The 16,650-nt window shown below is 44.9% G+C and carries 9 protein-coding genes; all 9 read left to right on the plus strand.

Annotation, left to right across the window (positions count from 1 at the left end; translation table 11 throughout):
• Positions 1-234 precede the first annotated feature (234 nt).
• The 9 genes from QWZ17_RS26920 (at position 235) to QWZ17_RS26960 (ending at position 16,374) form a co-directional block, all read left to right on the plus strand.
• On the plus strand, positions 235-1,932 hold the full coding sequence (locus QWZ17_RS26920) for a DUF5005 domain-containing protein (RefSeq protein ID WP_290308442.1): 1,698 nt from the start codon (positions 235-237) through the stop codon (positions 1,930-1,932).
• A gap of 236 nt (positions 1,933-2,168) precedes the next feature.
• A complete protein-coding gene (locus tag QWZ17_RS26925; RefSeq protein WP_290308443.1) occupies positions 2,169-3,554 on the plus strand; it encodes an SGNH/GDSL hydrolase family protein in 1,386 nt (461 codons plus the stop codon).
• A 24-nt stretch (positions 3,555-3,578) separates the two neighbouring features.
• Positions 3,579-4,406 (plus strand): alpha/beta hydrolase, encoded by an 828-nt coding sequence (locus QWZ17_RS26930; protein ID WP_290308444.1) that lies wholly within the window; start codon positions 3,579-3,581, stop codon positions 4,404-4,406.
• A gap of 637 nt (positions 4,407-5,043) precedes the next feature.
• Positions 5,044-6,768: a RagB/SusD family nutrient uptake outer membrane protein gene (locus QWZ17_RS26935; RefSeq protein WP_290308445.1), complete on the plus strand. Its 1,725-nt coding sequence runs from the start codon at positions 5,044-5,046 to the stop codon at positions 6,766-6,768.
• A gap of 19 nt (positions 6,769-6,787) precedes the next feature.
• Positions 6,788-7,231 carry a DUF5004 domain-containing protein gene (locus QWZ17_RS26940; protein WP_290308446.1) on the plus strand — a complete coding sequence of 148 codons (444 nt, stop codon included), beginning with the start codon at positions 6,788-6,790 and terminating at the stop codon, positions 7,229-7,231.
• Between the two features lie 36 nt (positions 7,232-7,267).
• A complete protein-coding gene (locus QWZ17_RS26945; RefSeq protein ID WP_290308447.1) occupies positions 7,268-8,275 on the plus strand; it encodes a DUF4961 domain-containing protein in 1,008 nt (335 codons plus the stop codon).
• A gap of 108 nt (positions 8,276-8,383) precedes the next feature.
• A complete protein-coding gene (locus QWZ17_RS26950) occupies positions 8,384-11,479 on the plus strand; it encodes a SusC/RagA family TonB-linked outer membrane protein (protein ID WP_290308448.1) in 3,096 nt (1,031 codons plus the stop codon).
• A 27-nt stretch (positions 11,480-11,506) separates the two neighbouring features.
• The gene (locus tag QWZ17_RS26955) at positions 11,507-13,216 is read left to right on the plus strand and encodes a RagB/SusD family nutrient uptake outer membrane protein (RefSeq protein WP_290308449.1); all 1,710 of its coding nucleotides are present in this window, start codon (positions 11,507-11,509) and stop codon (positions 13,214-13,216) included.
• Between the two features lie 35 nt (positions 13,217-13,251).
• Entirely contained in the window at positions 13,252-16,374 is a 3,123-nt protein-coding gene (locus QWZ17_RS26960) for a SusC/RagA family TonB-linked outer membrane protein (protein WP_290308450.1), read from the plus strand.
• The last annotated feature ends 276 nt before the right edge of the window (positions 16,375-16,650 follow it).

A 16,650-nucleotide genomic window follows, 5' to 3' on the forward strand; every position in this document is an offset into this window, starting at 1 on the left:
AAAGTAAAACCATAGGAGCGGGGCAGGCAAAGGCGTTGCATTAAATAAAAAACAGCTAATAACTAACGGGGCTGAAAACAGGTACTTATTTTTTACTGTAAGCCAACAAAAACGGGGATGTAATATTGAGAATGATGTAATAGATGATGTTGATTTGTGCGGATTTGCTAAAACGATTTATGTGAAACCAAATTATAAATACTATATCTATCAACCATTTATCAAAACCAAATTATGAAAAGAAAATTATTTACCTTGTTTGTTGCCGGTACTGCCCTTTTGCAGGCCTGTAAACGCGATGAATCGGCAAAACCGGCTACGCCGTCCACGGTTGTAGCAGGGGCCAAAATTCCCCTGGCGGGGTCGCCCGTGAACGCTTATGGCACGTTTTACATCAGCAATGTTTCCAGCAGCAAGATCATCGAAATTAATGGGATAGGCATGCTCAATGATGGTAACGCCGCCCAACAATACCAATACCTGGGCAGTGGTACGGCCACCAATCCCAATCAAAAATGGTACATTATTCAACAAGGTACCGGTGCAATAACAAGTACCACCAAATTTAAGCTCATGAACGTGGCCAGCGGTAAGTACCTCGAAGTGCCACTGGCCTCTACCACGCCGGGTATTGGCCTTTGGCAGGATAAAGCCAATACCAATAACGCCCAGCAATGGTATATCCAATCGATAGGTACCAATATTTACAAAATTATAAATGTGGGCAATGGCCTTGCGGTAACCAACGAAGGCGCATCAACCAGTAACGGAACCGCCATAACGCAGGAGGCTTTTGTGAGCGGGAATACCGCCCAGCAATGGGTATTAAACAGTATCACTGCCGAAGCCTATCGCGATGATGATGTGGTAAACTTTTTCCATCGTACCAGCGGTACCGTGGCTTTTGACGAAGGTAAAAGTATCCCCCTTACTTACGGCGCCAATAACGGCAAGGTATTTTGGGTTACGGAGGATGCTTACGCCGGCGATCAGCTGCAATCAAGCGGGCAATTGTACTGCCAGTTTTTTAAATACCATAATTCGGCATTGTTGCAACCGGCAAGTCATAGCTGGGATCAATCATTAACGCCCAATATCACTACCACAAATTCGCCGGTGAGCAACCTGGAAATCATTGAAAGCCCTGGCGACCATAACAGTACCTATCGCTGGCCGGGCATTGGCATTGAGGCGGGGAGCAAGGTGCTGTTATACACCTATGAATCTGCAAACGGTTCAACCGCGGCTAACCAGGTTGTTTATTCCATTAATCAAAATACCACAGGCTTAAATTGGGGTGCTGCAACGCGTTTAACCCCGAATGGCATCTCGGGACAGACAGATGTAGGCTTTAGCAGTGGCATGGTAAAAAACACAACCGGCGATAGCGTTTATGTATATGGCAATAAAAGCGTTTACTTTAATACGGCCAACATATTCCTGGCCCGCTTCCCGGTAAGCAACCCATCAAGCTGGACTTTCTGGACCGGCAGCAGCTGGTCTACAAGCCTGCAATCGGCATCAACAGCAGCTATTACCGTGGGCAGTGGGAATACCACACAGCAAAACGTAGCTATATCAAAGGTGAATGGTAAATATGTAATGATGATTACAGACCTGGGGTATTTTTGTGATCCGGGCAGCCACAACATTTACATTTGTACGGCTACCAGTCCGGCAGGGCCATTCACCACACCCAAACTGGTTTTTACCATTAACGATATGTACAACGGGCATTTGGCCAAATATTATACGCCGGCCATACACGGCGAGTTTAGCAACGGGCATAACGAACTTTTGGTTACCTATTGTTTAAATTACAACGCCGATGGCGGCAGCTGCTCAACCCAAACCTGCTTTAACAATAACCAGGACCCTAATTATTACCAGGTAAAAGGGGTAAGGATACCGTATTCGTTGGTGGGGTTGTAGGGAGTACAAGAAGCGGACGTTAAGAGAAACGAGAGGCTTGCGAAGTTTTTAAAATGACAGGGCTGAAAAGCCAGAGCCACGAGCGAATCCCCTCTTCAGAGGGGCGGAGGGGTGTGTTGTACAAGCGATGAGGAACGCCGAAGAACACACCCCTGCCAACGCTCAAGCCCAGTGCGCCCCCTCTCAAGAGGGGATTTGACTTGATGGGAAGAAAAAAGAGAATAACTAAATACACAATGAAGAAAGTTTTTTTACTACTGGTGGGTCTCGGGATAACCGCGTTAACACATGCTCAAAAGATAGCGCCGTTTAAGGCTGGTGATAGGGTAGCATTTGTGGGTAACAGTATTACCGATGGCGGGCATTATCATTCCTACATCTGGCTGTATTACATGACGCATTTTCCCAACGCGCGCATCACCTGTTTTAACGTGGGTATCGGCGGCGACGCCATTGGTCAGATAGCTGATAGGTTTGATGACGATGCCTTATCAAAAAAGCCCAATGTTTTAACCCTTACCTGGGGCATGAATGATAGCGGCTATTTTGAATGGTATAAACCAGATGCGCAGGATTTTATGGATAAACGCATACAGGGTAGTTATAAAACTTTTGCCACCCTCGAAGAAAAGCTGGCGCAGCATACCGAAATAAAAAAGATCTTCATTTTAGGTTCGCCGTATGATTTTACATCTAAGTTTAATAAGCAAAATCTTTATCCCGGTAAAGCGCAGGCGTTTTCAAAAATCATTGATTTTCAGGAAGCCGCAGCTAAAAAAGATGGTTACGGTTATGTCGATTTTTTCCACCCGATGAGCGCCATTAACCTCCGAGAGCAGGCCAAAGATTCTACTTTTAGTTTAACCCCCAATGATAGGATTCACCCGGATAATGATGGACACCTGGTGATGGCTTACCTGTTTTTAAAAGCGCAGGGTTTGGATAATATGCCGGTAGCCGATGTGGTGGTAAACGCCCAAAACAAAAAAGTTTTAAAAGCAGTTAACTGCCGCGTTAGTAACGTGGTTACCGCTGCCGATTCTGTAGGTTTCAATTACCTGGCCAACTCGCTGCCTTACCCTATTGATACCATTCCGCGTTCATGGGGGAATCGCAAAAAACAGTCGGAAGCGTTAAAGGTTGTGCCTTTTACCAAAGAGTTTAACCAGGAGCTATTGACTATTAAGGGATTAAAAGCCGGCAATTATGTAGTGAAAATTGATGGTGAACAAATTGCCAGCACATCTGCGGAGCAACTTTCCAACGGGCTCAACCTGGCCGAAATTACCACTACCCCAGAATATCAGCAAGCCATACAAATAAGGGAACTAAACGAAGAACGCTGGGATATTGAACGCCGAACCCGCATGTACAAATGGATGCAGTATGATTTTTTAAGAGGAAAAGGTTTGTTGTACAATGATAGCAATGCGGCCCTTGATACCGTGAAAAAATACGCGGTGAAAGATATTTTTGTGAATGGCAACAAGGATAATTATACCCGTGCCCGCTACAAAAATGTGCGTGATGCCTGGCAAATGGAAATGGATGTACTTACCAATCAAATTTATGCCATTAACAAACCACAAAATCATCGCATAACCATTGTTGCCGCTAAATAACACACCACCGAACTTATCTTAACTATGAATACTTATAAAAAAACATTTTTATTGCTGATCATCTGCTTTATAACATTTATAAAGGCCAATGCTGCAACGGTTGATACCGCCTTAACACATAGTGATGCTATGCATAAGGATATTAAAGCCGTGGTAATTAAACCGGTGGGCTATAGCACCGGCAAAAAATACCCGGTACTTTACCTGCTGCATGGCTTTAGCGGTAACTACAGTGATTGGATTACCAAAGTGCCGGCCATTGCCGGCCTGGCCGATCAGTACCAAATAATCATCGTTTGCCCCGATGGTGCTTTCGCGGGCTGGTACTATGATAGCCCAATGAACAAAGAATGGCAATTTGAAACCTACGTAGGTACCGAGCTGATTAACTATATTGATAAGCATTATGACACCATAAACGATAGGAGCGGACGGGCAATTACTGGTTTAAGCATGGGCGGCCATGGTGCCATGTACCTGGCCTTTAAGCATCAGGATAAATTTGGCGCCGCAGGCAGCATGAGCGGTGTGGTTGATGTGCGGCCTTTTGCCGATAGCTTTGGCATTGAGCAAATGCTGGGCAAATACAGCGAGCATCCCGATACCTGGGAAAAAAATACGGTCATCAATATGATTTATCTTATCAAACCAAATTCATTGGCCCTCACCTTTGATTGCGGTTATGACGATTTTACCTTTAAGGTGAACCAGGCTTTTCATGACGAACTGCTGCTGCGCAAAATTCCGCATGATTTTACCATACGCCCGGGCACGCATAACTGGGAGTATTGGGGAAATTCCATCAATTACCAGATGCTGTTTTTTAGCAGGTTTTTTAATAAGCAGAAGTAGGGGAGAGGGGGAGATCTCATGGCGTAGAATACTCACCCGCCAGCCCGCCTTTGGCGGACGGCACCCTCGCTCCGGCTACGCCGCATAGAGGGGTTTGAACGCGGGTTGGTTTTTCTTTTATGTTTAGCAATTCAAAATATTCACCATTCAAACCCCTCTTTCAGGCTTGCCGAAGAGAGGGTGACGAGCGTAGCGATGTCGGGTGAGTCTTTGCCAGCATTCAAAGCCAATGTTTGTATAATACCCATTAAATAATGGATTATACGGCCGTTTAAGCTGACATTATTCGCCTCGATAACTATTCTGTTTTTGAGCAGTTTTTAGGGGGCATAGTGTTGCCATTTTAATTTTACCGGGCTTATAATGTTAAGCCCCATTTTTAAACACATTTTTAATTTTTTAAAGCATTTAATGCGAACAAAATAAATTTGAAAAAAGTGCGGAAAAAATTTGCTAAATCGTTTTTATGGTTTAAATTAGCACTCAGATTCAATATCTGTTATAAACCAGTTACCATATACTTACTTTTTTGAACCATAATCTGGTAAAGGTTATGGAAATGTGCTAAATCGATTTTTCTAAAATTGAAAAGTTGGTATTGCGTGTAAAATTATGCTATTGTAAATAAACCTATAATATGAAAAAAATTTACTCCAGGTTTCTTTTTTATCCGCTTACAGGGCTCGCGCTTTTTTACATGTCATCGTGTAAAAAGGATGGCTTTTTGGGGCAAACAGTTACATCAAACTTAACTAAGGGTACCGTGTTTGCCGATAGTGCTAATACCGTGGCGTTTTTATCAAACATCTACAGCGGGGTTGGTTTCAGCTTTAATCCCGGCAGGTTTACGTACGGGGGGATTGATGCGTCATCAGATGAGGCCGAAGTGTATACATCTGCGGGCTCAACGGCGCTGGCTTTTGAATCGGGCACGGTTAACGCGGCGGTTATTACGGATGATGCGTACAAAAACAGCTATATAAATATCCGCGCGGTAAATCAGCTGCTGGCTAATTTGCCAAAATCGCCAATAAAGGCCTTTGCCAAAACCCAGATGCGTGCAGAAGCTCACTTTTTAAGGGCCTGGTATTATGCCATTTTATTGAAACACTACGGCGGGGTACATATTGTTAAGGATAGTATTTACAATTATACCGATGCTATCCCGGCGGCCCGCAACACGTACGCCGAAACTGTTAACTACATCCTGGCCGATTGTGATACAGCGGCAGCTGATTTACCATTAACGCAAACAGGTTTAAGTTATGGTCGCGCTTCAAAAGGCGCGTGTATGGCGCTTAAATCAAGGGTATTACTTTACGCTGCAAGTCCGCTGTTTAATGGTCAGTCAATAGGAACAGGTGCCACCAAAGAATTGGTTGGCTATGCAAGCTATGATAAAGAACGCTGGAAACTTGCTGAAGATGCTGCCCTGGCACTGATAAGCACCGGTGCTTACCAGTTAAATACGGACAACGCTACAGCACCGGGTTACGGCTTTCAGCACCTGTTTACGCTGCCGCTTAATACCGAGTATATTTTTCAGCTGATGCGTGGATCAAATGCCGACTTTGAAGGCCTTTGGCAACCACCAACACGTACCGGTAAAAACGGTGCCTTTCCCTTGCAAGCCCTTGTGGATGCCTTCCCGATGGCAAACGGTAAGCCGATTACCGATCCAACATCCAATTACGATCCTCAAAACCCATACGCCGGTCGTGATCCGCGTTTGAATTACTCTATCATTCATGATCAATCGCTGATGCAGGTAAGGCTGGCATCTGGCAAAACCCCTATCGATATTTTTATTGGCACTTATCTGGGGCGCAGTACCGGGCCGGATGCTGTAAACGTAGGCACCCGCACGGGCTACTACACCAACAAGATGTTAGATCCCGATGCCGTATCGCAGGATTTTACTCATCCAACAAAAAGATGCTGGCCGCTGATGCGCTATGCCGAGATATTGCTTAACTACGCCGAGGCTGCCAACGAATACAGTGGCCCTACAACGCAGGTTTACCAGGCTATTGAAGCTATCAGGCAAAGGGCGGGCCTAAATCCTTACCAATTACCCACCGGGTTAAGCCAGGCCGATATGCGCACCGTTATACAAAACGAGCGCCGCATTGAACTGGCCTTTGAAGAGCACCGCTTTTGGGATGTGAGGCGCTGGAAAATTGCCGACCAAACCGAAAATGTACAAACCTACGGTATGGAGGTTGACAGGAATAACAGCTCCGTTACCTACAAAACTTTCCCGGTACGTAAACGCAATTTCCGCACGGCAATGTACCTGTGGCCTTTACCGCAAACCGAGGTGGCAAAATCAGCAGCGATGTTACAAAATCCCGGTTATTGATCATTAACAGATATAGCAAATGAAAAAGAATAACATATTTAACCAGGTAAGCCTTTTGCTGATAGCTGTGGTAACTATCCTGATGGCATCATGCAAAACCGAAAAGCCGCTATCCGTAGCCGAGCCGGTGAAAGATATTACCGGCAGCTGGCAGGTAATTCGGGCCACTCGCAACGGTACCGATTTAACCAGCATTATTGATTTTACAAAATTCAGGGTAAACTTTAAATCAGGTACCTACAACCTGGAAAACAAACTGCCTTTTTTGGTTGATGGCGACGGCCAATACTCATTGGATGATCCTAAATACCCGTTTAAAATAACTTTTACAGCCACCGGCGGTACGCCTGTTGCAACGCCTTTCACTTATCCTATTGTGAACGGTAAACGGCAGCTAACTATTACGTTTAGCCCGGGATGCCCCAATAATAGCTATGTGTATGTATTACAGAAAACCAATTAATTAAACACAAACCCAATAAATAAATACGAAGAATTTATGAGATCATATTTACATATTAAAGCTAAAGGTTTGTGGAAGTTTTGCGCTTTAATAACCATTGCCATAATACTGGCCTGCTGCGGCGAAATTATTACCGGCGTCGATCAGCCGGCTACTGCTACGGTGGGCGCGGTTGTGCCTATTACCGTTCACATTAACATACCCACAGTAGGTAACGGCGGCCCCGATTACCTGATCTTCGGTTTCCTGGTGCCTAAAGGCTGGAAAGCGGCTCAAAACACCACCATTACATACACCAGTCCGCTGGGTAATGGCACTATGAACCTGGTACCTGCCGGTACAGTTGCAAAAAATGGCGGCGGCCTTGACTGGCCTGCTTATATGAAAAAAACTTTTCAGATAGGCGGCAACTTAATTGACGATATGGAGTGGGTGGCCTATCAATCAGATAAAGCCTATCCGCACAGTGATGGTAATGCCATATCTGGCGATTTGCACATCAAAATTAAAGTAGGTGCCGATGGTAATAACACCCTGGTGAAATTAGGCTACGTAATTACCGATACCGGTAACGGTTTTACCAGCGATGGTAATGGCACTTACTATAGCGAAAAGGTAACCGACTGCTTTGAACTAACCGGCGGCACCGGCGATCTGGTGGATTTTTGTAACCCGCAGTTAACCACCATTAACCCGCCCAAATCATTAGACAATGATATCATCACCCTCACCTTTGATGGTACCGTGGTTGAAACCAAATTAATTGATAGCAATCCAACAGAAACTTATCTGTGCGCCACAGCCTATACCAGCGATGGTAAAACCATTAGCGTGTGCGAGCAAACGGATAAAACCAAAATGGTGCAAACGGCGTCGGGCAGTAAAAAATTTCAGGTAACATTTTGGCCAAAGGCTTTCTTTGGTACCACCGGTACGCAAACCATAACTAAAATAGAGTATTTCGTAACCGATAAAACGGGCGCTATAAAGGTTGGCTATGGTAATACCCTGGCTCCGTTTGTGTACACGTTTAAGTGCTCATAAACCAGTTTTAAAACAATGATGTTGCTTAAGGGACCATAAAGTGCTATGGTCCATGCACATTTGCTAAAACGATATTTTAATTATTGCCAACAATTTAAATCTTATACTATGGCTTATTGCTACTTAAAGAAATGCTTTACAGGTTTCATGATATTGATGCTTATGCTGGTAAAAACCGGGTATGCAGCCATGCAGGATACCACAGGCAGGGGTAGTACCCATCCTGATTGGGTAAGCGGGATTGTACTTGATGAATTTGCCAATCCCTTAAAAGGGGTTAAAGTTGCCATAAAAGGCAAAGCCGAAGCGGCAGTTACTGATAAGGACGGCCATTTTGAAATTAACGCCGGGCTTAATGATGAGCTGGTTTTTACCAGGGCTAATTATAACACACGCCAGGTTGTAGTTAAAAATAAAGGCATTTTAACGGTACGGTTGCTGGATACCTACCTTAAATCGCCAGAAACCATTAATGTGTTGTACGGCACCAAAAAGGCATCTGCCAACTTAGGATCGGTTGCTACCATTTACAACAACCAACTCACCACCACACCTGCATCGTTATATACCTATGCATTGCCGGGCCAGTTAGCGGGCTTGTATACGCAGCAATACAGCGGTTTCAGTACCCCGCAAACAGCTACCCAAACCGTGGCCGACTTTGTTGGTAATGTGGTACAGCACAACAACTACTCCGCAAATGATAATACCGAAATTGGTTTATCATTACGCGGCCAGGCGCCCATTACCATTATTGATGGGGTACAGCGCGAATTATCGTCTATCGATCCGGAAAGTATCGAATCGGTATCGGTATTGAAGGATGCGTTGTCAAATATATTGCTGGGCATCAACAGTTCACGTGGGGTGCTATTGGTAACTACCAAACGCGGCCAGGCCGGCGCGCCACGCATTTCATTTACGGCCGAAGCCGGATCACAGCACCCGCTTGATTTGCCTACGCCATTGCCTGCCTACCAGTATGCGTATTTGTATAACGAGGCTTTGCAAAATGATGGTAAACCGGCTATTTACACTGCCGATGATTTTAATGCCTACCGTAACCATACCGATCCGTACCGCCACCCGGATGTTAACTGGTTTAAAACCCTTTTGCGTAATAATTCGCCATTAAGCAGCTATAAGTTAAATGTTAATGGCGGTACCGATGTGGCACAGTACAGCGTATCGTTAAGCTATCTTGATCAGCAAGGGATGTTCAATACGGCCCCTACATCAACCTATAACACCAATAACGATTTAAACCGGTATGTGATCAACTCTGATCTGAGCGTTAACGTTACCAAAAAGTTTACTGTTGATTTACAGTTATTTGGCCGTATTCAACAAGCTACGCAGCCGGGAACGGGTTATGGAAATATTTTAAACACATTGTACAACACGCCAAACAATGCCTACCCGGTTTATAACCCTAACGGCTCATTTGGTGGTACTACCTTGTTTACCAATAACCTGTTGTCACAATCAGAGTTTTCGGGCTATCAGCGTACCAACAGTAACGATGTAATGGCCAATCTCGATCTTAATTACAACCTCAGCAGCGTAACACCGGGCCTTTCGTTAAAATTGAAAGGTAACCTGGCTTTTGAATCGCAGGGGCTGGTGAACCGTTCTTTACAAAATAATACCTATTTGTATAATAAAGATAGTACGTATTCGGCAGTGGGTACGCCAATATCACAGTCAAATGGCTTTGCAACGGTATCAAGCGCCCGCTACTCATTCGCGCAGGCTGCCGTGAATTATGAAAGACAATTTGGCAAAAGCAATGTAAGCGGCATGTTGCTGTATGATAGCCGGTCTGCAGTTTTAAACTATGACCTTTCTGGCGTCACTACCGATAGGGCGGTTAAGTTTGGCTACAATTATGATAGCAAATACTTTTTAGAAGCATCGGTAAACAGCAGCGGTTACAACAGGTACCCACCGGGCCACCAGTATGGCACATTTTACGCTATTGGTTTGGGCTGGCAAATGGCACAGGAAAGCTTCATGACGAATCTAAGCTGGATAAGCTCATGGAAATGGCGTGCAACCTACGGTAAAACCGGTAATGCCAACGTAGATAATTTTGGTTACTACAACTTTTTACAAACCTACAGTACCTCAAATGGCTATCCTTATACTTTGGGTACTGCCCGCAGTGTAATTCAAAGCTACAATGAAAATACGCTGGCTAACCCATACATCAGGTGGGAGAGTGCTAAGAAGCTGGATATAGGTGCCGATATCTCCCTGTTTAAAGATCACTTTAAAATTACTGCCGATTATTACCGCGACAGGTATTACGACTTGCTGCAAACCCGTGGCAACAGCATCGCTTTGTTGGGTACAGGTTACTCTGCAGAAAACATTGGTGTAAAACTATACAAAGGCACCGAGCTTACGTTAACCTACCAGGATCATGCAGGCAGCTTTAACTACTTTATAAGCGGCAACGGATCAATTCAAAGAGCTGTTAATGTATTTAGCGATGAAGAGCCTGTGCCGTACCCCTGGATGAAACATACCGGCCTATCGCCAGATGTGGTATTTGGCTACACTGCCATAGGTTACTTTAAAGATGCCCAGGATGCTGCAAGCAGCGCCACGTATACAGGCTACACCCCGCAAGCCGGCGATGTAAAATACAAAGACCTTAACGGCGATCATGTAATTAATCAGTTTGACGTTGCGCCAATTACCAATAACAAACCGCTTATTTATTACGGAGCGTCACTTGGGTTTAATTATGAGGGCTTTAGCCTGAGCGTGATTTTACAGGGCGTAACCAACCGTCAAATCATCTATAACAGCAACTTGGTAAACGGCTTTGCGGGCATCGGGCCGTTTGGTAACATTTATTCGGGACAGGGCTATGATGCCTTAAGCGGCCGCTGGACACCAGAAACCGCCGATGTGGCAACCGCGCCGCGATTAACGGTATCCGGTAATATCAATAATGGGCTGCTTTCAAGCCGCAACATTCGCTCTGGTAATTACATGAGGCTTAAAAATGCAGAGGTAGGCTATAACCTGCCTTACGACTGGGCACACAAGCTGCGCCTATCGGGCATCAGGGTGTTTGCCAATGGCGAAAACCTGTATACGCTTTACGGCTATAAAGGGGTCGATCCCGAGGTAAATGGTTTGGTATACCCTATACAAAGGGTGCTTAACGCGGGCATAAATATTAAGCTATAGTTTTTGGCCAACATTAAAATTATGATCATGAAGAGAATTAAAAATATAAGTATAGCGGCCACAGCATTAGTGATAGTATTGGCGGGCTGTAAAAAATATGAGCAATTTCCGGTTGATAAGGTGGGCATCAACTATGTGTTTGATCCTAAAGATTCATTGGGTACCGGCGCACGGGAATTTTTATACGGCATTTACCCGGTAATGAAGAGCGGCCACAACAGGGTAGGCGGCGACTATTTGGATGCCGCGTCTGACGATGCGATGTCATCAGCATCATCAACCACAACCCAAACTACCATACTGGCTACGGCCACCTACAACTCGTATACCGTACCTGCCGATGAAAATCTTTGGGCTTACTATTACGCAGGTATCCGTAAGGCAAACATTTTTGTAAATAACATTGGTGTTGTGCCGGTAATGGCTAAGTACAACGGCTATTCGGAAAAGTATGTATGGAAAAGCGAGGCACGCTGGTTAAGGGCTTTCTTTTACTTTGAACTGGTAAAACGCTATGGTGGCGTGCCTTTATTAGGCGATAAAGTATATACCATAAGCGATAACGTAGCCCTGCCGCGCAATTCGTTTTCCGATTGTATCAAATACATTGTAAGCGAATGCGACGCTATTAAGGATACCCTGCTAACAGCTCCTGTTGCCAACCCCAATGCCGATGCGCAAAGGGTTACCAAAGGCGCTGCGCTGGCTTTAAAAGCAAGAGCGTTGCTGTATGCTGCAAGTCCGTTATTTAATGGTGGCAATATTGACGCGTCAAACCCTTTAACCGGCTATACCGATAACAGTGTAGCCCGTTGGGCAGCGGCTTCTGCAGCTGCTAAGGATGTGATGAATTTAAATAGCTATTCGCTATTTAGCAGTTTCACAGGCCAGTTTTTAACGCAGAATAATTCTGAAATGATTATGATACGGCAAACCGGCAGCGACAACGCTATTGAGAGCATCAACGCGCCTATAGGTTTTACGGGCGCGGCCGCCAAAGGCCAAACCAGCCCAAGCCAGCAATTGGTTGATGCTTACCCCATGTTAAACGGCCTGGCAATTACCGATGCTGCATCGGGCTATGATAGTAACAACCCTTACCAAAACCGCGATCCTCGCCTTACGGGTACCATTTTTTACAATGGCGCGCGCTGGCTAAACAGCGATTTGCAGCTGTATGAAGGTGGTATGAGTAAGCCCAATACCAGCTTGCAACAAACCACAACTGGCTATTACATGCGCAAGTTTATGGGTAACGAGGAAAATACCAACAGTTTCCAGGGCCATAATGCCGATTGGATCATCATCAGGTATGCCGACGTGCTGTTAGGGTATGCCGAGGCCGAGAATGAGGTTAACGGCGCTACCAGCGATGTGTACAGTGCCTTGATCAGCATCCGCAAAAGGGCAGGTATTACAGCAGGTGGCGACGGTTTATATGGCTTAAAAGCCGGTATGAGCCAGGCACAAATGCGCGATGCCATCCATAATGAACGCCGTATTGAATTTGCTTTTGAGGAGAGCCGCTACTGGGATATCCGCCGTTGGAAAACAGCCGAAACAGTGATGAACCAGCCGCTGAAAGGCATGTCTATCACCAAAATAGGATCGAGCTTAACTTATAACATCGTTAACGCGCTCACCGCCAAGTTTACTTCGCCGCAAATGTACCTGTATCCAATACCGTACGACGAAGTGTTAAAGAACCCGAATATGAAACAAAACCCCGGATGGTAATCCTTAAATCAATTTAACCAATTAATTAAGCAGTTATGAGAAAATTCATACTTTTCTTTCAAATAATAATAGCCATAGTTCCGGTGGTGGTGTTTGCGCAAAATAAAGCCATAACAGGCAACGTGCGCGATCTTACCGGTGCTTTGCCAGGCGCATCGGTGGTTGAAAAGGGATTGCCATCAAATGGTACCATTACCAATGCCAACGGTAAATTCAGCCTTACCCTTAAAGGGAAGTCAAACATAATCATTGTAAAATTCATCGGCTACATTACGCAGGAATATGCGCTTAAAGATGGTAATACAGCCGATGTTATCCTGCAAACCAATAACAACGGTTTGGATGAAGTAGCAGTAGTAGGTTACGGCAAAAGGAGCAGGCCAACCAACACCGGCGCGGTAAGCTCCATATCAGCTGCCGATATCCGCACGGTACCAACAGCCAACGTGCAAAACGCGCTTACCGGTAAACTGCCGGGTTTCTTTTCGCAACAGGCATCGGGCCAGCCGGGTAAGGATGCATCTGACTTTTATATTCGTGGTGTAAGCTCATTAAATCCTGCCGGTAACCAGCCTTTGATTATTGTGGATGATATTCAGTATAGCTATGACCAGTTACAACAAATCAACGTAAACGAAATTGAAAGTATCTCGATATTAAAAGACGCCTCCACCACCGCTATTTACGGTATTAAAGGTGCAAATGGTGTTTTGGTAGTAACTACCCGCCGCGGTAAAAGCGGAGCGCCCAAAGTTAACCTGCGGGTTGAAACCGGTGTACAGGCCCCTACAAAAACGCCAACCTTTTTAGATTCCTATCATTCGGCACAGCTAATTAATGAAGCTTATGCCAATGATGGCCTTCAGTTGCCGTTTACAGCGGCCGATATAGATCATTTTAAAACCGGCGATGATCCTTACGGGCATCCCAATGTTGATTGGTATAACAAGATCTTTAAGAAAAACACCTACCAGGCCAATACCAACCTCGATATCTCGGGCGGTAACAGCGCTTTAAAATATTTTATCTCGGGTGGTATTTTAAAACAAAACGGTTTGGTACGTGATTTTGCCGATCCGCAAAGTTTGGTGAACACCAATTACTACTTTAACCGTTATAACTTCCGGTCTAATTTAGATTTAAAGGCCAATAAAACATTGGATCTGCGTTTGGATGTAACCACCCGTTTCTCAGATCTTAACCAGCCTTATAATGAAAACGCTGTAGGCGAAATTTACAATTTTACCAAAGAAACACCTTTTACAGCGCCTTATTTAAATCCCAATGGGTCATACTCTTACGCGTATTCGGGTTTTAACCCCGATCACCTGCCAACGCTAAATGCAAGGCTTGCTGCAGGCGGTTATCAACACTCGCGCCGTACCGACTTTAACTTTTTGTTTGGCGCAACTCAAAAATTAGATGCCCTTACCGATGGACTGTCATTAACCGGCAGGGTGGCTTACTCCAGCATTGAGCAGTTTACCAAGCAAATATTTAACGGCGGCGGTATCCCGGCTTATCATTACAATCCAACAAATAATCAATACTCATTGCAGCCGGGCGGTACCTATGTTTACTCCACCTATGTGTTAACTGGTAACACCGATATGAACAGCAATAATTATGATATACAGTTGTATGCCAATTACGATCATAATTTTAATAACGCGCACCACGTAACCGGTTTGTTGTTGTTTAACCAAACATCGCAAACGTATAACGCGCAATCATTACTGGATGCATCTTTGGTGGCTGTGCCGCAAAAGTTTCAGGGTGTATCGGGTAAATTAGGGTACGATTATATGCAGAAATATTTGTTGGAGTTTAACATCGCCTATAACGGTACCGATAGGTTTGCGGCCAATCACCGTTTTGGTTATTTCCCGGCATTAAGTATTGGTTATAACCTTGCTAAAGAGAAATTTTTCTCTGACAAGTTCCCTGTATTCAGCCTGTTAAAAGTAAGGGCAAGCTATGGTTTGGTGGGTTCTGATGCAGCGCCGGGCAACCGTTATGTGTATAACCAGGTTTACAAACAAGGTGGAGGCTACTATTTTGGCGAAACACCTACAGGTTACGGTACCATTTATGAAGATGCCTTAAGCAATGCCAACGTAGTTTGGGAGCGTGCCAAGAAAACCGACATTGGTTTGGATATGAACTTATTTAACGATAAAATTTCGGCCACGATAGATTATTTCCATGATATCAGGTATGATCAGCTGATTGTGCCGGGTAGCGTGCCCGAAATTTTAGGTGTTGGCTTACCAGCCGTAAACATTGGTAAAACCCGCAATCAGGGTTTTGATGGGCAAATTAGCTATCATAGCACCCTGGGTAAGGTTCAGTACAATGTTGGCTTTGTGTTTTCATACGCCAAAAACAAAATCCTTTTTCAGGACGAAGCAGCTCCGGCTTATCCCTGGCTGGCTAAAACAGGGCAGCCAATCGGTCAGCAGTTTGGTTACCATTCCCTGGGATATTATACCGCCGATGATATCAGCAAAATTACAGCATACAAAGCCGCTCATGGTGGCTCAAACGCAGGCGATCCTATAGCAGTGCCAGATAATGGTTTACCGCTACAACCCGGCGATTTAAAATACCAGGATTTGAATGGCGATGGGCAGATTAACGTATTTGACCAGCGTGCTATCGGTCATCCAAACCTGCCAAATACCTCATTAGGTTTATCGCTACAGGCGGTTTACAAGGGGTTTAGCATCAGCGCGCTGTTTGCAGGTTCGTTTAACTACAGCTTCGCGGTATTGGGCACAGGTATTGAACCTTTCCAAAGCCAGTTTCAACCCATACACGAGGAGCGCTGGACGCCTGCTACAGCCGCCACTGCCCAATTCCCAAGGTTAACCACCAATCCTACATCGGTAAATAGTCCAACATCATATTTTTCTGACTATTGGTTAATTAACGCTTACTACATCCGCTTAAAAACCATCGATGTAGGTTACCAGTTACCGGCCAAAATGCTGCCCTTTAAAATTAACAACGCCCGTATTTATCTGAGTGCCTACAACCTGTTCACCTGGGATAACTTCAAAAAATACCAGCAAGATCCGGAGGTGGCAACCAATACCGCGGGTGATGCCTACATCAACCAACGGGTAATTAATATTGGCATACAGGCTGGGTTTTAAAAGGCCTTTATACAAGAGATCAACCAAGGGACGACTCACCCGGCCGACGCTGCGCTGGGCCGCCCTCTCTCCGGCAAGCCGCAAAGAGGGTAATAAAAACAGCGTTTAACCCCCTCTATGCGCGAAGCGGAGAGAGGGGTGACAAGCGTAGCGATGTCGGGGTGAGTCGTCTTCATTATGCGAATCAGATTTTACATTAAGTGATGCCGAAATAACCACCCGGCATCGCTTCTTTTTTAACATTTATCCTTTCTTTTTTGATATTCTTTATCATTA

It is taken from the genome of Mucilaginibacter flavus, from assembly GCF_030409315.1.
Taxonomy (GTDB): domain Bacteria; phylum Bacteroidota; class Bacteroidia; order Sphingobacteriales; family Sphingobacteriaceae; genus Mucilaginibacter; species Mucilaginibacter flavus.

Excerpts from the sequence above, each read along its gene's own strand:
- QWZ17_RS26955 (WP_290308449.1), top strand. The coding sequence starts at position 11,507 with ATGAAGAGAATTAAAAATATAAGTATAGCGGCCACAGCATTAGTGATA.
- QWZ17_RS26950 (WP_290308448.1), top strand. The coding sequence starts at position 8,384 with ATGGCTTATTGCTACTTAAAGAAATGCTTTACAGGTTTCATGATATTG.
- QWZ17_RS26940 (WP_290308446.1), top strand. The coding sequence starts at position 6,788 with ATGAAAAAGAATAACATATTTAACCAGGTAAGCCTTTTGCTGATAGCT.
- QWZ17_RS26925 (WP_290308443.1), top strand. The coding sequence starts at position 2,169 with ATGAAGAAAGTTTTTTTACTACTGGTGGGTCTCGGGATAACCGCGTTA.
- QWZ17_RS26935 (WP_290308445.1), top strand. The coding sequence starts at position 5,044 with ATGAAAAAAATTTACTCCAGGTTTCTTTTTTATCCGCTTACAGGGCTC.
- QWZ17_RS26920 (WP_290308442.1), top strand. The coding sequence starts at position 235 with ATGAAAAGAAAATTATTTACCTTGTTTGTTGCCGGTACTGCCCTTTTG.
- QWZ17_RS26930 (WP_290308444.1), top strand. The coding sequence starts at position 3,579 with ATGAATACTTATAAAAAAACATTTTTATTGCTGATCATCTGCTTTATA.
- QWZ17_RS26945 (WP_290308447.1), top strand. The coding sequence starts at position 7,268 with ATGAGATCATATTTACATATTAAAGCTAAAGGTTTGTGGAAGTTTTGC.
- QWZ17_RS26960 (WP_290308450.1), top strand. The coding sequence starts at position 13,252 with ATGAGAAAATTCATACTTTTCTTTCAAATAATAATAGCCATAGTTCCG.